We start from the raw sequence: 17,310 nt of genomic DNA on the forward strand, positions 1-17,310 counted from the left end.
CAGCCGGGCCTTGATCGAAACGCAACTCAATTCCGCGACGAAGGTTTCATGTCTGTTCTGTTCGACCCCGCTCTCCGGCGTGACCTGGCCCGCGCTGCTCTGTCGCTTGCCGCCGCGACGCCCTGGCGGGAGGTAACGCTGGTGAAATTGGCCGACAGCGCCAACCGTCCGGTGTCGGAGTATTACGGCGCAAGTGTGGGTGAGGCGCTCGATTGCGTCGAAGAGGCGTTTGATCGCTCGATTGGGGATAGCCTCGATAAGCTCGATAACAGCCAAAGCGTCCGTGATCGCTTGTTCGATCTCATCATGCGCCGATTTGAAGCGATGGAGCCGCACCGCGCCGCTGTCTTGGCGATGGAGCAGGGCCAAGATCGCGACCCCACCCTCATCGCCGCGGCGCACCAGCGACACGTTCGTTGCGCGCGCTGGGTGCTGGCGCTCGCCGGCCTCGAAGCCGATGGCATGACCGGTCAGGCGCGCGCCCAAGGGCTTGGCGTTATCATCGGTCAAGCGCGCGCCGCCTGGCGCGGCGATAGCGCCGGCGACTTCGCAAAGACGATGTCTTCGCTCGATAAGAACCTGCGCCGCGCCGAAGAGATGTTTGGCCGCTGGGCCGGCTTCGAAGCAAAGCCGAAAGCTGACGATCCAGCGACGCCATGAGCAAATTCATTGCGATCACAGGCGGCGGGCCGCGCGAAGAAAAAGCGGTCGATGCGGATCGCCTCGTCGAGGGATCGCCGCGCACCGTTTCGACACTCGAATACACGCGTGACGACAAAATCTTTGCCGGCGAGTGGAGCGCAACCGCCGGCGCGTGGCGCGTCAAATACGAAGAATGGGAATTTTGCCACGTGCTCGAAGGCGTGTGCGAACTTGTTCCCGACGATGGCGCGCCGGTGCGCTATGTTGAAGGTGATAGCTTCATCATCGAGCCGGGCTTCAGTGGCGTGTGGCGCGTGATCGAACCGATGCGCAAGCGCTACGTGGTGCAGTTCTTCTAGCTGCAGTTTCACTGCAAAACATGTGTGCGGGACGCTTGTGTTAACCACTCGGTTAGCACTTGTTTACGCTTAGCGCGCAAAGATTGACGCGCATTAGCCAAGAAGGCCACGCTCATGTTCAAGATCGCTTACATTGAACTGAAGCAGAACTTTCGCTCTGCGTTTAACGTGCAGTGGCGCGGGCTTGCGGGCCTTGCCTTCATGGTCATGGCGATGGCGGCCATCCAATATGACGAGCAGGTGGCGCCGGAACTCGCGCGCCTTAACGATGGCTTTAGCCACGTCGCCACCGACTTCTCCAAGAAGCTCGCCAGCTTCACCCTCTAACTAGCCCTCGCGCTTCATCCGCTCCTGGCGCGCAGCTTCCGCGGCGCTCGGATTATCCAGCGCGGTGTCGCCGATCTTGATCTCGCCGTCGCGCTCGTAATGGCCGATCATGATGCCTGTGGATGAAATGCGCGTCCGGGTCAGCTTGTAGCTGTGCGGCGCTGAGCCGTCGGCGAACAGTTTCTTGCCGCCGCCGAGCACCACCGGAACCGTGAAGATCGTCATCGCATCGACAAGGTCGTTCGCGAGAAGGGCCTGCACCAGTTCGGTGCTGCCTTGGGTGAGGAGGTTCGGCCCATCTTCCTGGCGCAACCGCTTCACCTCGGCGATGTCGCCCAGCAGCACGGAACCCGCCCAACTCGTGTCGACTTCGCCAGAGCCGGAAACCACGTACTTTTTGATGGTCTTGAACAGCTTGGCGATGCCGTCGTTCGGGCTGCCTTCGGCGTAGGGCCAGTGCGCGGCGAAAATCTCATAAGTCTTGCGCCCCAGCAGCAGGTCGAACGTCTCGCTGAACAGCCAATCGACCTCCTCGCCGAATTCCTGGTCGAAATAGGGGGTCACCCAGCCGCCGAATTTGAAGCCCTTTGTTGGGTCTTCGGTCGGGCCGCCCGGCGCCTGCATGACGCCGTCCATCGAGACGAAGCTGCCGACGATAATCTTCCGCATGGATCACTCTCCTTGTTGATCCGAGGACGAACGTCCCGGCTCCGGCCCGACACAAGTTCCCACATTAACGTATTGGCGAGCGATGCGGTCCAAGCATCGCCGCCATGGCGCAGCATTATGACCTTATCGTCATTGGCTCAGGCCCGGCCGGGCGTCGGGCGGCGGTGCAAGCGGCCAAACTGAAGAAGAGTGTTTTGGTGATCGAGCGCGGCCGCCGCGTTGGCGGCGTTTGTGTGCATACCGGAACAATCCCATCCAAGACCTTGCGCGAAACCGTGCTCAACCTCTCTGGCTGGCGCGAACGCGGTTTTTACGGCCGCGCCCACCGCAACAAGGCCGACATCACCGCCGAAGATCTGCGCCGCCGGCTTCACATCACTCTCGATCATGAAGTGGAAGTGCTGGAGCATCAGTTCGCCCGCAACAACGTCACCTGGGTTTCCGGCGATGCACGCTTCCTCGGGCCGAACGCCATCGAAGTTATCGCTGATCGCGGCGATGTGCGTCACTTCCACGGCGACCGCATCATTCTCGCCGTAGGCACATCGCCTTATCGGCCATCGCAAATTCCATTCGACGGCGAGAGCGTTGTCGATGCTGACGAAGTCCTCGAACTCCGCCGCTTGCCGCGTTCATTGGCCGTGATAGGCGCTAGCGTTATCGGCATCGAGTACGCGACCATCTTTTCCGCTCTGGACGTCAAAGTTACGGTGATCGAGCCCGGGCCAAGCTTGCTGGGCTTCGTCGATCGCGAACTCGTCGACGAGTTCATCCACGATCTTCGAGATCGCGGTGTCAGCCTTCGCTTCAATAGCAAAGCCGTGAGCGTCGAGAAGATCGGCCCCGCGAGCTGCTTGGTGCAGCTTGAGGATCAGCGCCAGATTTTTGCGGACATGGTTCTCTTTGCCGCCGGCCGCGTCGGCGCAACCGGCTCTCTCAATCTCGCCGCGACGGGCCTCGTCGCTGACGACCGCGGGCGCCTTACCGTCGATAAGGCAACCTTCCGCACAAGCGTTCCGCACATCTACGCCGTCGGTGACGTCATCGGCTTTCCAAGCCTTGCATCGACATCGATGGAGCAGGGCCGCATCGCCGCCTGCCACGCGTTCGGCGCGCAGGCGCACGCGCCGCCGGAGTTTTTTCCATATGGCATCTATTCGGTGCCGGAGATTTCCACGATCGGCATGACCGAAGAGCAGGTGCGCGAAAAGCGTGTCCCCTACGAAACCGGCATAGCCCGCTTCCGCGAGACCTCGCGCGGCCACATCATGGGGCTGAATTCCGGTTTCATGAAGATGATCTTCGATCTGAACACGCGCCGCTTGCTGGGCGTGCACATCGTCGGAGAGGGCGCGACCGAACTCATTCACATCGGCCAGGCGGTGCTCAATCTCGGCGGTGGTTTGGACTATTTCGTCGAGAACACGTTCAATTACCCAACCCTGGCCGAGGCCTATAAAATTGCCGCTCTCGATGCGTTCAATCGCATGCCGGCGCTAGAGCGTCCGGCCGTGCACGATCTTCAAGAGATCGCCGCATTGGCGGTTGCGCGCATCAACCGCGCGTCGAACGGTTAGGTTGCCGGCTTGCGGCGCTGGCGCGCACGCGCCGCAATTGGCGCAAGTGGCTGCGGCGCCTCGTCGATCAGGTCAGCGGCGCTGATCGGCGCTCTGATGCTTGAGAACATCGCCCGCGCCGCGCGGTCGATGGCTTGTTCCCAGCGCTCCGAGTGGCGCACCGGCAAGCCGAACTTCCGGCCCATGGCGAGAAACACCAATTCCGGAACGTCAATCGCACAAGCCTTCTCCAGCCCTTGAAAGCCCGGCGCGGAATTCGCTTCGCAGATACGATAGCCGTCTTTGTCGAGCAGAATATCGATGCCGGCGATGTCGAGCTTTAGCTCTCGCGCAACCTGCACGGCAAGCTCCGCCATTTGCGGTGAGGGCGTGAACGGTTTGGCGTTGCCGCCCAGCGAGATGTTCGACTTGAAGCCTCCATCGGTGGATTGCCGTTCCATCGCGGCCACCACGCGCCCATCGATCACCAGCACGCGCACGTCGCGCCCGTGACTGGCCTTGATGTACTGCTGAAACAGGAAGTCTGAAGCGGCAGTTGCGCCATCAAGCAAAGCCGCGAGATCGTCGAAGTCACCGCGGCTGTTGCAGAGCACGACGCCCGCGCCGCGCGTGCCGCGCAGCTTTTTCACCACGACGGGGAACCCAAGCTCCCGTTGCACCAGATCGACGTCGGCGGGAAACTTGCCGAGAATGGTTTTCGGTATCGGCAGTTTCGCGCCCGCCAGCACTTGCAGTGTGTGCAGCTTGTCCGCGACGGACTCCACCGCAGCCGGGCTATTGGCGATCGCCACACCCTGGCGTTCGAAGTGGCGCAGCACAGCGAGCGTGAAATAGCTCGTCTCGCTACCGCAGCGCGGGATGATCAGATCGGGCTTGTAGAGCTCGCGCCCCTGATAGATCGCCGACCAGCTGTGTTTTGAATCCACGACGAGATCGAACTCGCTTGGCTTCAGAACCAGCAATTCGATGTCGAGAGCCTTCGCCGCTTCTTGGAAGCGCCGCACTTCGTGCGCTTCCGGGACGTCGGGACCCAGGTCCCGGTTGAAAAAGAGCCAGCAGCGCACGGCAATCCCCACAAAAAGCGCGTCGGATATCTACGCGTCAGAGGTGGTTTTGTTCCCGGGCGCGTGGCGGCCCGCGAGATGATAGGGGCCGGACGCAACGCTTGTATGACGGGGGTAGAAACTCGTCGCGTTGGCCCGGCCCGAGGCCCGCTAGCGCGCAGGCCTGTCTTCGCCTCTCACGCTAGCGCGTTCGGGCTCTTGAGTGGCGCAGCAATACGCGCGGCGTTCTCGTGAAACTTGACGGCTGCGCATGGCGGCATCCTCTCATTTGCTCCGAAATCATGTAGGATGAAATCCTCAGCGCCAAGGTGCATCTGGCCTCTCATACGCATAGCTCTGCGCGTTGAGTGGGCGCCTAAGCATTATATGAGTGTCATGCCGAACACTGAATTGCCGATCATCAATGTTACGCCACTGCTCGAAGATGGCGAAACGCACAGCGTCGCGCGCGAGATTCAACGCGCATGCGAAGATCTAGGCTTCTTTTACGCAACGGGGCACGCGATCGGCGCCGAGACTTTAGCAAAACTAAACTCAGTCAGCAGAACGTTCTTCGCGCTCCCTGAGGCGGAGAAGATGAAAATCGCCATGGCGAAAGGCGGGCGCGCGTGGCGGGGCTACTTTCCTGTTGGCGGTGAACTCACCAGCGGCAAACCTGATCGTAAGCAGGGATTATATTTCGGCGAAGAGCTCGGCGTTTCCGATCCGCGCGTCGCGGCCGGCTTGCCGCTGCACGGCGCCAATCAGTTCCCGGAAGCTGTGCCGGAATTGCGCGCCGCGGTTTTGGCCTTCATGGACGAAGCTACACGCTCCGCGCACGCGATCATGCAAGGCATTGCGCTTAGCCTTTGTCTCGAGGCTCAGTATTTCCGGCGCACCTACACCAGCGACCCAACATTGCTCTTTCGCGTGTTCGAGTATCCCGCCGGAGACGACGAAAGCTGGGGCGTCGGCGAACACACCGATTACGGGCTCCTCACTCTCCTTGCGCAAGACGAGAACGGCGGCCTGCAAGTAAAGACTCCCCAAGGCTGGATCGAAGCGCCGCCAATCGAAGGCGCTTTAGTGTGCAACATCGGCGATATGCTCGATCGGCTAACCGGCGGCGCGTATCGCTCGACCCCGCACCGTGTTCGCAACATCAGTGGCAAGAGCCGACTCTCGTTTCCGTTCTTCTTCGATCCAGGTTGGAACGCCGACATCGTGCCGTTGCCTGCCCACGCCGTCGCCCGCGACGATAGCAGTCAGCGCTGGGATCAGGCCAACGTGCACGCCTTCAGCGGCACGTACGGCGAGTATCTGATGAGCAAGGTCTCAAAGGTATTTCCAGATCTGGCGCGCGAGGCGATTTAGACGCCGCGCTTCTGGCCGAACAGATGGATGTGCAGTCGGTCGCTGTAGCTGAACCCATACGCCAGGGTCGCGTCGATCAAGCCGGGCCCGCGTGCATCGAGCGCTTCGGGCGTCGTGCCTTCCGGCATGATATAGACGCGCCCGGCAGGTACGCCAAAGCGCTTCGCAATCGCCGCCGCCGTTTCGATGTCAGTCGAGGTCTTGGCCACAAACTTGAAATAAGCGCTCGGGAGCTGCGCAAAAACCGAGAGCGCACGCTCATTCAGCGCAACACTTGCGTCGTTTCCCGAATGCGCGAGCTTCGGCGAGACCATAAAGAGATCAACGCGTTCGCAAAGCGCACCACTAGGCGCAATCGAACCATTGGTCTCAAACTCGATCAGCAGGTCCGGCGCCCTCGCGCGCAACACATCGATCAACGCAATCAACGCATCTGCCTGCAACGTGGGCTCGCCGCCGGTGATCACCACGCCTTCGCTCGGCAACGCCAAGATCTGCGCCGCCGCATCCGCGACATCGATCTTCACCATCTCCGCGCTGGGATCGAACTTCACGCCGCGCTCGTGCGCGAACGGCGTGCCGTTCCAGTTCCACGTGTAGGCGGTATCGCACCACACGCAGTGGAGATTGCAGCCTGAGAGGCGCACGAACGTGCGCGGCCGCCCGATGGCGCGGCCTTCGCCCTGTATCGAGCGGAAGATTTCCGGCTCGCCCTGATCGTTGCGCGCGAGCTTGAGCGTAGCGCTCATCGCGCCGGCATCATCTCCACCAGCGCGCCGCCGACCGCCATGGCGATCTGCGGGAAGACATCGCGAAGCGTGCTGTCGATGCTGGTGTAGAGTGGGTTGGCTGGCGAAAGCGGCCCAATGCGCAGCGTGATCCCCGGCGCAACGCTGGCGCCGGCGTGCTGCACCAGCGCCGTCAGGAAGGGCAGGTGCGAACCGCCGCCCGCGAGCACGACGTCAATCGTGGTAGCGCCGACGGATTGCGCGTGCTGCGCAACGACCCGAAGGCTCGCAGCGATCGTTTGCGCCAAAGCCTGCTGGTAGGTGCGGAAGTTGGGGTCCTCAGCCAATTCCTTGGCCAGAACGGTGATGATCTTGCGTCCGACGCGCATCGTGCATTTGCCGTGCCGGAAGATGTCTTTCTTCAATTCGCGCGCGGTCAGGCGGGCGGCGCGGAGCGTTCGCATATCGTCCGGATTGTTGCGGTCGAACCCGGCCTTGCGCAGCATCAGCTCAATCAGAATGCGGTCGACTTCATCGCCCGCCAGCGCGCTGCATTGACGCGCTTCCTTGATTTCGCTGAGCGATGGCGGCTCGACGCTTTCGTCGAAATCGAACGCCGCCATGTCGTTGGTGCCGGCGCCGATGTCGAGAACGATGACAAAGCGCGTCGGTTGTGAGGTGAACGCCAGCGCCGCCGCTGCCGCTGCGTGCGGCTCGAAGATGCCGGTTTCGAGATTTGCGTTGCCCGGCGCCTGTGCGGCGCGTTCAAGCGCGTCTTTGCACTGGGCGATGGAAATGCCTTCGCCTTGCAGCAAGAACTGCCGCCCCAGACGCTGCGAGACGGCGGCGGCCTCGTTGAAGATCTGCTCGAACGCCACATCGATGCCGCTACCCGGCCGCCATACTGGGCTGGTGTAGCGCCGCTTCGAATTTACCACGCCGCCCGGCATGTTGGGCGCAAGATCGAGCGCTTCGCGAATGAGTTGATCGAGGTAGGCGATGTAAAGCACCAGCGCGTCGCGATGCTTGAACGTGCCGGTAGGGTCCATCGACGGACGAAGCTTGGTCTGCAGCGCTTCTTGAACGTTGGTGGCGCCGAGAACGGTCTTGAACGAGATCAGCGGATCGCGCGCTGTTTCGACGCCGCGATGAGCGTGTTGCAGCGCTTGGGGGCCAAAATAGACGCGTCCGTCGTCCACGTAGATGACCGACGGCGTGAGCAATGGATGCTCGGCGCCGGAGATGGCGCCGATCGGCAATGGCTTTACGCCAACCTCAAGCGGCAGCATCGGATCAAGGCAGATCGACGCCTTCGACAAAGCTGTGCCGAAGTCGATGCAAATCCTCGCCCGGGAGGTCCAATCACGTTCGCCCGTATCGTCCATGCCATGCCCTATACGATGCCAGGGCGCTTAGCGCCAATGCAGCGCGCGGCGAAAGAACAGAGCGCTCTTGTGGGTGGTTTTATCCACAGGGCCTTAGGCCGGGCGCGGTAGCCGGAGCGCCGCGCGCAATCCGCCTAAGGGGCTCTGGCTCAACGAAATATCCCCGCCATGGCTGCGCGCTACGTCCCGCGCGATCGCAAGCCCGAGGCCGACGCCCTTTTGGTTTCGGGACCGAGTCTCATCCAGCCGCGAGAAGGGGCGGAAGGCCTCCTCGTAGAGCTCTTCAGGAATGCCGGGCCCGTTATCGTCGACGCTGACGGTGATCGCTGTCTCGGTGCTGGAGATCGCGACGCGCACCCGGTCGCCGTGAGCGGCGGCGTTGTCGATGAGGTTTGCAAGGCACCGCTTCAGCGCGCGCGCCCGGCCAGGCGTCGAGATCGAAGCTGCGCCGCTCTCAATCGCTACATCGGCGCCGCCGCGCGCGGTGTCGGCGACAACTTCTTCCACCACCTTGGTGATGTTGACCAATTCCGGCGTCTCGTCGGCCAATCCTTTTGCGAAAGTGAGATACTCGTCGAGCGTCTCTTCCATTTCGGCAAGGTCGCGCTTGATGTCTTCGATCTCGGGAGAGTCCGGCATCATCGCCAGTTGCAGCTTCAGCCGCGTCAGCGGCGTACGCAGATCGTGGCTGACGCCCGCCAAGAGCTGCGAGCGTTGATCGATGTGCTTCTTGATGCGCTGGCGCATGTCCTGAAACGCCAACGTCGCTCCGCGCACTTCGCGCGCGCCGCGTGCGCGGATATAGCCCGTGTCTTCACCGCGCCCAAAACGCTCCATCGCATCGGCGAGATTTTCGATCGGCCGCACTTGATTGCGAATGAAGATCACCGACACGATAATGAGGAAGATCGTCGCGCCCGAAATCCAAGTGACAAACAACGGTCCCGAACGCGCCTGCACGCGGTCACGATACGCTTTGAGCTGCAGCACCCCGTTCTCAATCGGCACGCGAATGAGCACCTGCGGACCGGGGCAGGTGGAATCGTACCAAACCTCACGACTGATATCCGATTGCAGCGCGCGCAGCAGGTACCCGTCGAGCGTCGAACCCCAGCCGCGGCAACGTGGGATCGCAAGCTCGGCGTCGGGTTGCAGCTCGATCTCGAGCCTTAGCGGCCGCATCGCGTATTCGCGCAGCGATTCAAAGTTCTCTTGCGTCGGATTGCGCTCATAAAGCTGAATGATGAGCGCAACGTCCGCCGCCACGCCTTGGCTCATGCGCTTTGACGTCGCCTGCCAGTGATCATCGAGGAATACGAGCGTGATGATCAGCTGGAGCAGCGCCGCCGGCGCGACGATGATCAGCAGCGTGCGCCAATAAAGTCCCTTCGGCAGAATGTCGCGAAAGCGCATGCGTGGCTTCGGTGCGGCGTCCATCAATCCGCCGCCAATCTGTAGCCGACGCCGCGCACCGTTTGCAGAAACACCGGCGCGCGTGGATCAACTTCAACCTTCCGCCTTAGACGCGTGACTTGCACATCGACGGAGCGTTCAAGGCCTGCGCCCGTGCGCTTGGCCAATTCTTCGCGGCTTATCACTTCGCCCGGCCGTAGCGCCAAAATCCGCAACAACGCCACTTCCGCCTCGGTTAAACGAACCGTTGCGCCTTCGCGCGCCAACTCGCCACGCGCGCCGTTGAACGTGAACGGTCCAAAGGTGACGATCTCCGGCGCCTCGCCGCGCGCGGTAACCGTCCGGCGCAAGATCGCGTTGATGCGCAGCGCAAGCTCGGCCGGCTCAAACGGCTTCGGCACATAATCGTCCGCGCCAATCGAAAGCCCGCGTATGCGATCTTCCGCCAGCCCGCGCGCCGTCATGAATACAATCGGCACCTTGGACGTTTTCCGGACGCTTTCCGCCAGCGAGAAGCCGTCTTCGACCGGCATCATCACATCGAGGATAAGCAGGTCGAAATCCATACCGTCGAGAAGCTTCCGGGCCCCCGCCGCGTCGGCCGCCGCAGAGACCCGCGCCCCGGCTTGCGAGAGGTACTTCTTCAGCAATTCGCGGATGCGGTCGTCGTCATCCACCAAGAGCAGGTGGGGCGGCCGGTCGAAGGCGTCGAAGGCTGGCGCGGTTGTCATGTGCCGCGGCCCCCTGAAACCTGGGTCAAAGCAGGTGCAATCCACCCTGATTTGCTCAAATCAAAGGCAAACCATGCCAAGGTCAATGCAAGTTCGTTGACACTCATGCCGCGAGACACACAATACTCTGAAAAACCAACCCTGTTGCGCCGCACAATTCCACCGGCGCAATCGATCGGCAAGGCCCGATCATAGAGGAGGAACGCATGGCGGCGCAGTCTTTCGACGATCGTGAAGGCTGGATTTGGATGGACGGCGAATTCATCGCCCACCGCGATGCTCGCGTCCACGTACTCACGCATGCCATGCACTATGCCTCAGCCGTGTTCGAAGGCGAGCGCGCCTACGACGGCGCCATCTTCAAGAGCCGCGAGCATAGCGAACGTCTCCACACCTCGGCGAAGATTTTGGGCTTCAAGCTTCCCTACAGTGTTGAAGAGATCGATCGCGCCAAAGCCGAACTCGTCGCCCGCCAAGGCACGCCGAACTGCTACATGCGCGCCATTGCTTGGCGCGGGTCAGAACAGATGGGCGTCTCGGCCAAACGCGATGACGTCCACGTCGCCATCTCGTCTTGGATCTGGGGCGATTACTTCGCCGACAAGATGAAGGGCGTGCGCTTGATGATCGCGCCGTGGCGCCGCCCGGCGCCCGACACAGCGCCCGCCAACTCCAAAGCGGCCGGCCTCTACATGATCTGCACGCTCTCGCGTCACGCCGCGACCGACGCCGGCTTCGACGACGCAATGATGTTCGACTGGCGTGGCCAGATCGCCGAAGGCACCGGCGCCAACATCTTCTTCGTGAAGGATGGCGTTCTGCACACCCCGTACCCGGATTGCTTCTTGAACGGCATCACGCGCCAAACCGTCATTGGCATGGCGCGCCAGCGCGGTATCGAAGTTGTCGAGCGTGCAATCTGGCCGAACGAATTGCCGACGTTCAGCGAGTGCTTCCTCACCGGTTCCGCCGCCGAGATTACTCCGGTGCGCGAAATCGCCGGCCTGAACTTCAAGCCGTCGAACATGACCGAGATGCTGCTCAACGACTTCGCCGCGCTCACGCGCCGAAAAAACGCGGCCTGATCAGAGTTCCACGGAACTAACTCCATGGCGCCTCGTTCCCGGCCTGAGATTTTCTCGGCCGGGGACGCGCTATGGTCGCTTACAGATTTGATCGCGACTACACGATCATCGGCGCCATTACGCGCATCCGCTGATCCAATGGTCCACTATTCTCGCCGGCGCAGTCGCCGCGATCGCTGTGGCTTTCTGCTGAACGTGCTTGGCCTCGCCATAGGCGCTTCGGCTTCAACCCCTACGAGATCAATAGCCAGGACGAGACGATCTCGATTGGCGGCGGCCTCTATGTGACGTTCGCGCAGCTCGTAGCGTTCCAAGTCGGCGCCTACATCGCTTCGCACGGTTCACGCTATCTGGATCACTTCGGCGGCTCGCTGACGGGCTTCTTGGTTTGGGCGCTTGCTGTCGCGTTCGCTGTTTCGCTCGCAACGTTAGCAGCTGGCGCGCTTTCAAGCGGCGATGCGCTGACCTCGGGCGTTGCTGAATTCGGCTCTTCCACTTCCGGCGTCATGAAGTGCCCGTGCAGCGCGGCGATTGGCTGCGTACGTTCACCTTGCCAGGCTTCGGCCTGAACGTTCGCGATCCGGCGTCCAATCTTTACAACGCGCGCTCGCGCGTAAGTATCGACGGGCTTGCCAGAGCGCAGATAGTCGATGCTGATATCGACCGTCTTTGGAAATTTGTCGCTCTTCGAGGCAATCGCTAGCTGCGTCAGCGCCGTTACCTCTAATAACGCGCCGACAACGCCGCCATGCAATGCAGGCAACAGCGGATTGCCAACAAGATGATGGCTGAACGGCATGATCAATGTCAGCTCATCGCCTTTGAGCTCAGCGCGAATGCCAAGAAAGCGCGCGTATGGGATGCGCGTGATCGCTGCGGTGACGCGCTGTTGCGGCGTGTCGCTCATTTCTTTTTTCGCAGGTTCGCGCCGAATTTCCGGCCGCCGTTCGAATTGACCATGAACGCCGCCACCACGTGCGCGATCGGATTGTTCGGCGTCTCATCGTAGGCAGTGGCCCGCACGAATGCGACGCTTCTGCCCAGCTTGTAGCAATGCGCTTGCGCCAGCACATCGCGCTGCGGCGTAGCTGGGCGCATGTAGTCGATGCGGAGGTCGATGGTCGCCACCGTGGTCGGCTGCTCCATCGCCGCAACCGCAGCCGTGCCGCAGAGCGTATCCAGGAACGTCGTGATTACACCGCCGGCGATCACGCCGGTTTCCGGATCGCCAATGAGCTCCTCGCGATAGGGCACAAGCCCCCAAACCCGCGCCGGCTCGATCCGACTCACCTGCATGCCCAGCGCCGCCGCTTGTGGCGTAAACTGGATCATGGCGCGGACGCGCTGTAGCGGGTCGTCACTCGACGCATAAGAGGTGGGCTCATCGCTCATCCCACGGTGCTAGCAGTGCTGGGCGCCCGCCGCCATTGTCTCAAATTGACGTTTCGTCACTTTTGTGACGCTATGCATTGCGAACGGGTCATCTGGGGAAAGCGATGAGCGAGACGGCGGACATCGAGCCGATCGGCAAACGCGAGAAGACCAAGGTGGCCAACCGGCAGGCCATCCTTGTGGCTGCGCGCGCCGTCTTCGCTGAGCTCGGCTACGAAGCCGCGACCGTCCGCGACATCATCCGCGGCACAGACCTCGCGAGCGGCACCTTCTACAATTACTTCAAGTCCAAGGAAGAAGTGTTCGATGCGCTGGCCGATGATGGCGCGCGACGCTTCCGGCCGATCCTGCGCATGGCGCGCGAGAACGCCGAAAGCTTCGAAGACTATCTCCACTCCGCTTTCGTCGCGTACTTGCATTTCATCGTGCAGGACAACCAGCTTGAGGGGCGCCCGATCCAAGAGCGCCGCCCGCACATCATCCGCATGGACACGCCCGAGATGGTCGCTGTTTACCAGGAAGTGCGCCAAAGCCTCGAAGACGCGATCGCCCACGGCGATGCGCCGCGCGTAGACGCTGATTATCTGGCTTGCGCCTGCATCGGCATCGCGCAAGAGGTTGGGTCGGCCATGTTGCGCCGTTCGCCGCAGGATATTGACGCTGCGGCAAACTTTGTAACTGGCCTTCTCTTGAAGGGCCTCGAAGGCGCGGCCCAAAAAACTTGATCTAGGAGCACTGATTGTCCTGGCTGCGCAAAGCGCTCGTGCATCTTGCTTTGTCGCGTTCCGACGAAGCGTTGATCAAAGCTTCGGGCGGCGAACCACGCACGGTTCGCGGCATGACGCTCGATCCACGCATGCAATTCCTGGAAGCGCAGTCGCGCCAGCGCGCGGTGCCGTGGGACAAGATGACTGTCGCTATCTTGCGCGCGCAGACCGACGGTGGCGCTGAGATATTCGGCGGCGGTAAAGTTCCGGGCGTCCGCATCGAGAAACTCTACGTCACCGGGCGCAGCCATTCGGTGCCGTGCCGCCTCTATCTGCCGACCGTGCGCGACAATTCCGCGGCGATGATGGTCTATCTGCATTTCGGTGGCGGCGTCATCGGCTCGCTCGAAAGCTGCAATCGTCTGTGTGCGTTGATCGCCAAGGAAGCCGGCGCGCCGGTTATCTCGGTCGATTATCGACTGGCGCCCGAGTTCAAATATCCGATCGGTCTTGAAGACTGCATCGCTGTTTATAATTGGGCCGTCGACAACGCCGCGCGCTATGGCGCGCCGGTCGGCAAAGCTGCCATCGGCGGCGATTCCATGGGCGGTTTGTTTTCGGCGATCATCGCGCAGGAGATGCGCAAGGCGAAGGCGCCAGTGCTGCAGCTGCTCATTTACCCTGGGATCGACTTCGTCTCAGACACGCCTTCAATGCACGAATTCGCTGATGCTTGGCCACTCACTGCCGAGACGCTCGATTTCTTCGTGAAGCAATATCTCCCCGACAATGCCGATCCCAGCGATCCGCGCGTGTCGCCGGGGCGCGCGCAAGATTTGCGCGGCGTTGCGCCGGCTCTGATTTATGGCGCCGGCTTTGATATGCTGCTGGATCAAGGCGTCGCTTATGGCGAACGCCTGACCGAAGCGGGCGTGAAGGTTGCGTACACGCGCTTCGATTCACTGCCGCACGGCTTCGTCGCATTTCCTTCGGCCGCTCCGGCCGCCGAAGCCGCCATCAAGCAGATCGCCCGCGAGACTGCCGCTGCGCTGAAAGGCAATCGCTAAATGACAACTTCTCCCGGCACTGCAACCAACACGTCGGGAGGGGGAGCCGGAAGCAAGATCAGTCGCAGCGCCTGGAGTTGGGCGCTGTTCGAATGGGCGCGCAATCCGTGGGTGTTGCTCGGCACCATCTATGTGTTCGCGCCGTACGTTTCGAACGTCGTCATCGGCGATCCCATTCGCGGCCAGGAACTCATCTCCGGCTGGCACAAGACTGCTGGCATCATCATCGCGCTCACTGCGCCGTTCCTCGGCGCCGCCACCGATCGTATGGGGCGCCGCAAGCCTTTGCTCGCTGCATTCACGCTGGCGCTTGCGCTTGCGATCCTCGTGCAATGGTGGGCTGTGCCGGGTGAGGGCGGCCTGCCGATTTGGGCGCTTGGCCTTGCGGTCACCATCAGCGGCATCGCGTTCGTCTACACCGAGGTGTTGCACAACGCGATGTTGACGCGCGCCACGCCAGCGCCGCTGCTGTCGCAGGTTTCCGGCTGGGGCCTCGCGCTCGGCAATGCCGGCTCGCTGTTTCTGCTCGTGTTCGTCCTCGTCACCATGGCGCTGCCGGGACAGGTCGATCTGCCGTTCCTGCCCGACGCACCATTGTTCGGACTCGATCCAACGAAGTTCGAACCAAGTCGCGTCGTCACATTGCTCTGTGCGGGCTGGCTCATCATCTTCGCCGTTCCGCTATTTCTCTACACGCCTGATCTTGTCACCACCGGCGAACGCTTCGGCGACGCCATGAAAAATGGCGTCGGCAACGTCATCTCCACCATTGGCAAGCTCAGCCACTACCGCAATGTTGCGCTCTTCCTCATCGCCCGGATGCTCTACGCCGATGGCAAGACCGCCGTGCTCATTTTCAGCGGCATCTACGCGGCCGGGACGATGGGTTGGGGGCTTATCGAGATGCTCGCCTACGGCATCATCTTGACGATCTTCGCGGTTCCCGGCGGCATCATCAGTGGCTGGCTCGATCACAGCATCGGTCCAAAGCGCGCTGTCGTGATCGAGATCGGCGTCACATTCATCTGCCTCGTGGCGATGGTGTCGATGACGCCAACATCGATCCTCTTTGTCTTCCCGGTCGATCCCAACGCTGTTTTATCCTCGAGCCCGATGTTCAACACGCTGCCGGAAGTTGCGTACATGGGCTTTGCGATCGTCATCGCCATGTCGATCACCGCTGCCTACGCATCAAGTCGTGCGCTGATGGCGCGCCTCGCGCCCGAAGGCATGGAAGGGGAGGTTTTCGGCCTCTACGCTCTCTCGGGCTCGGCAACGGCTTGGCTCGGCCCGCTTCTAGTTGAGCATTTCACCGCAAGCTACGAGAGCCAGCGCATAGGCTTCGGCTCGATCAGCATCTTGCTCGTTGCGGGGTTCTTGTTGCTTCTCTTCGTGAAGGCGCCGCCTCAGCTCAAGGCTGACGCCGCCGTATAGGCCGCGCCTGCCGTCAAGCTCGACGCCAACGTGCCCCACGCCATATCGACCAAAGTAAGTTTGGTCGACCACGCGCGCATGATCGCGTGATTGCTCAGATCGAATGTCGCGTACGCGACAAAGCCGAACACCGCGCCGTGCGTCATCGCCTTGGCGACACTTGCTTCCGCTAACCCCGGCGCGACCGCAAAGAACATGATCGCGCTCACATATATGAGGTAGAACGCAGCGGCGGCGGTGAGGTTGGGCTGCGGCCGCATGATCGTGCCGATGATCGGCCGGTAAAAGCGCGGCACCATCTGGCTAAACCAAAGTGCGTCCAGGCCAAGGAACGCGCCCGCCGCGACGACCCAGCCAATAAGATAAGCCAACATGCCTTCGATCCTCGCCGCGCCAGCGCGCTCTAGGTCTAAGGATTGGGTACGTGTCTGGGACTGAAGTGGATCAGCCTAGGCGGCGTTGGCTTGCCGAAGCTTCTTGTCGACCATGCGTTTTAGGCTCGATGCTACCTGTTGGCGCTCTTCGCAAAGCGCGTGGGGGAGGTGAGCGATCTGGTGCAGTGCCGACACGTGCGTGCGCACGACTTCTGGATCGAGCCGGTCTGTTGCGCCTTGCGCTTGGAGGTAACGCGCCATCTCCCGCGCGCCGAGCACCAAAGTCGGATCACCGATCTTTTCGCCGACTTCAACGAGATCCTGCACCGCACGATACACAAGCCGCGCCTTGTTGGCGTCACCGGGAATGAGATCCCTTGAAGCTGCTTCAAGCGCTGCGACGCGCGCGCGGGCGAGGTTGGCCTTCAGATCAAGTTCTTCGCTATCGCCTTTGACCAATTGCTCGGGCGCGACGTCATCTAGGCGGCGAAGCGGACCGAGATAGTTGAGATCGGGTCTGCGCCGGCGCCGGCATGGGCCAACATAGCTTGAGGTCACCACGAAGGGCTGCGGGTTGTTGATGACGGTCTTTACCCGCTGCTGTAGCGCGAAAACCGAAACCGGTTTGCGCATATAGCCGTCGATGCCCGCGCGCCGCGCCAGTTCGACATCGGCGGCGGATCCGCGTGTTGTCAACATGAACATGGCCACGGCGCGATTGGGTGTTTCTTCGCTCTTGCGAACGCGCCGCGCGAACTCCAGCCCATCGCCGCCGCCCCCTGTCAGCCAATCCATCAAGATCACATTCGGATTGGAGTGCTTTACCGCTTCCCAGGCTTCCATCGTGTTGGATGCGCCGATCACGCGGCCAAAGCCCATCGCGCGCAATTGGTCGACGGAAATGCCGCGATCGTAGTGATTATCGTCCAGGACGAGCGCAGTGAGGCCGGACGGATCGAAGTGATCTACCCCCTGCATGCGTCGATCTCAGCTCCCTGAACAG

19 protein-coding genes are annotated in these 17,310 nt (G+C 61.7%); 9 read left to right on the forward strand and 10 right to left on the reverse strand.

The window, feature by feature from the left end; all coding sequences use genetic code 11:
* Positions 1-48: 48 nt before the first annotated feature.
* The 3 genes from ATE48_RS15045 to ATE48_RS15055 all read left to right on the forward strand — a co-directional run bounded on the left by ATE48_RS15045 (position 49) and on the right by ATE48_RS15055 (position 1,328).
* On the forward strand, positions 49-660 hold the full coding sequence (locus ATE48_RS15045; protein ID WP_156767799.1) for a hypothetical protein: 612 nt from the start codon (positions 49-51) through the stop codon (positions 658-660).
* Positions 657-1,001, forward strand: coding sequence for a cupin domain-containing protein (locus tag ATE48_RS15050; RefSeq protein WP_066772877.1), 345 nt, complete (start codon positions 657-659; stop codon positions 999-1,001). Before ATE48_RS15045 ends, ATE48_RS15050 begins: the two co-directional genes overlap by 4 nt.
* A gap of 114 nt (positions 1,002-1,115) precedes the next feature.
* Entirely contained in the window at positions 1,116-1,328 is a 213-nt protein-coding gene (locus tag ATE48_RS15055; protein WP_066772879.1) for a hypothetical protein, read from the forward strand.
* Here ATE48_RS15055 and ATE48_RS15060 read toward each other — a convergent pair whose 3' ends face one another.
* Positions 1,329-1,997: a dihydrofolate reductase family protein gene (locus ATE48_RS15060; protein ID WP_066772880.1), complete on the reverse strand. Its 669-nt coding sequence runs from the start codon at positions 1,995-1,997 to the stop codon at positions 1,329-1,331.
* 104 nt (positions 1,998-2,101) lie between these two features.
* On the opposite strand from ATE48_RS15060, the gene sthA reads away from it, so the two are divergent.
* Positions 2,102-3,574 carry a Si-specific NAD(P)(+) transhydrogenase gene (gene sthA / locus ATE48_RS15065; protein ID WP_066772881.1) on the forward strand — a complete coding sequence of 491 codons (1,473 nt, stop codon included), beginning with the start codon at positions 2,102-2,104 and terminating at the stop codon, positions 3,572-3,574.
* Here the strand turns inward: sthA and ATE48_RS15070 are convergent.
* Complete coding sequence (locus ATE48_RS15070; RefSeq protein WP_083197554.1) at positions 3,571-4,638, reverse strand: ATP-grasp domain-containing protein; 1,068 nt, start codon at positions 4,636-4,638, stop codon at positions 3,571-3,573. The two genes, sthA and ATE48_RS15070, sit on opposite strands and share 4 nt — an antisense overlap.
* A gap of 375 nt (positions 4,639-5,013) precedes the next feature.
* Between ATE48_RS15070 and ATE48_RS15075 the strand changes: the two genes are divergently transcribed.
* Entirely contained in the window at positions 5,014-5,991 is a 978-nt protein-coding gene (locus ATE48_RS15075) for an isopenicillin N synthase family dioxygenase (protein ID WP_228126646.1), read from the forward strand.
* Here the strand turns inward: ATE48_RS15075 and ATE48_RS15080 are convergent.
* The 4 genes from ATE48_RS15080 to ATE48_RS15095 form a co-directional block, all read right to left on the reverse strand.
* Entirely contained in the window at positions 5,988-6,740 is a 753-nt protein-coding gene (locus ATE48_RS15080) for a 7-carboxy-7-deazaguanine synthase QueE (protein ID WP_066772887.1), read from the reverse strand. The two genes, ATE48_RS15075 and ATE48_RS15080, sit on opposite strands and share 4 nt — an antisense overlap.
* Positions 6,737-8,104: an Hsp70 family protein gene (locus tag ATE48_RS15085; protein ID WP_066772889.1), complete on the reverse strand. Its 1,368-nt coding sequence runs from the start codon at positions 8,102-8,104 to the stop codon at positions 6,737-6,739. The genes ATE48_RS15080 and ATE48_RS15085 overlap by 4 nt, the downstream gene beginning before the upstream one ends.
* 93 nt (positions 8,105-8,197) lie before the next feature.
* Positions 8,198-9,541, reverse strand: a complete 1,344-nt coding sequence (locus tag ATE48_RS15090; protein ID WP_066772891.1) for an ATP-binding protein — start codon at positions 9,539-9,541, stop codon at positions 8,198-8,200.
* Positions 9,541-10,248, reverse strand: a complete 708-nt coding sequence (locus tag ATE48_RS15095) for a response regulator (protein ID WP_066772896.1) — start codon at positions 10,246-10,248, stop codon at positions 9,541-9,543. Before ATE48_RS15095 ends, ATE48_RS15090 begins: the two co-directional genes overlap by 1 nt.
* Positions 10,249-10,454: 206 nt before the next feature.
* On the opposite strand from ATE48_RS15095, the gene ATE48_RS15100 reads away from it, so the two are divergent.
* Positions 10,455-11,333, forward strand: a complete 879-nt coding sequence (locus ATE48_RS15100) for a branched-chain amino acid aminotransferase (RefSeq protein ID WP_066772898.1) — start codon at positions 10,455-10,457, stop codon at positions 11,331-11,333.
* A 355-nt stretch (positions 11,334-11,688) separates the two neighbouring features.
* Here the strand turns inward: ATE48_RS15100 and ATE48_RS15105 are convergent, their stop codons facing one another.
* A complete protein-coding gene (locus ATE48_RS15105) occupies positions 11,689-12,240 on the reverse strand; it encodes a PaaI family thioesterase (protein ID WP_066772900.1) in 552 nt (183 codons plus the stop codon).
* Positions 12,237-12,725, reverse strand: a complete 489-nt coding sequence (locus ATE48_RS15110; protein ID WP_066772902.1) for a PaaI family thioesterase — start codon at positions 12,723-12,725, stop codon at positions 12,237-12,239. The genes ATE48_RS15105 and ATE48_RS15110 overlap by 4 nt, the downstream gene beginning before the upstream one ends.
* A gap of 104 nt (positions 12,726-12,829) precedes the next feature.
* Here ATE48_RS15110 and ATE48_RS15115 point away from each other — a divergent pair, with 104 nt between their 5' ends.
* From ATE48_RS15115 to ATE48_RS15125, 3 genes are read left to right on the forward strand one after another with little or no spacing between them, the layout of a single operon-like run.
* Positions 12,830-13,450, forward strand: coding sequence for a TetR/AcrR family transcriptional regulator (locus tag ATE48_RS15115; RefSeq protein WP_066772904.1), 621 nt, complete (start codon positions 12,830-12,832; stop codon positions 13,448-13,450).
* A gap of 14 nt (positions 13,451-13,464) precedes the next feature.
* A complete protein-coding gene (locus tag ATE48_RS15120) occupies positions 13,465-14,499 on the forward strand; it encodes an alpha/beta hydrolase (protein WP_066772906.1) in 1,035 nt (344 codons plus the stop codon).
* Entirely contained in the window at positions 14,500-15,933 is a 1,434-nt protein-coding gene (locus ATE48_RS15125) for an MFS transporter (protein ID WP_066772910.1), read from the forward strand.
* Here ATE48_RS15125 and ATE48_RS15130 read toward each other — a convergent pair.
* Together ATE48_RS15130 and ATE48_RS15135 are read right to left on the reverse strand one after the other, a co-directional pair.
* Positions 15,906-16,307, reverse strand: a complete 402-nt coding sequence (locus ATE48_RS15130) for a DUF2177 family protein (RefSeq protein WP_066772912.1) — start codon at positions 16,305-16,307, stop codon at positions 15,906-15,908. The two genes, ATE48_RS15125 and ATE48_RS15130, sit on opposite strands and share 28 nt — an antisense overlap.
* Positions 16,308-16,382: 75 nt before the next feature.
* Positions 16,383-17,285 (reverse strand): response regulator, encoded by a 903-nt coding sequence (locus ATE48_RS15135; RefSeq protein ID WP_066772914.1) that lies wholly within the window; start codon positions 17,283-17,285, stop codon positions 16,383-16,385.
* Between the last annotated feature and the right edge of the window lie 25 nt (positions 17,286-17,310).

Origin of the sequence: Candidatus Viadribacter manganicus, assembly GCF_001679665.1 — a bacterium.
Taxonomy (GTDB): Bacteria; Pseudomonadota; Alphaproteobacteria; order Caulobacterales; family Aquidulcibacteraceae; genus Vitreimonas; species Vitreimonas manganica.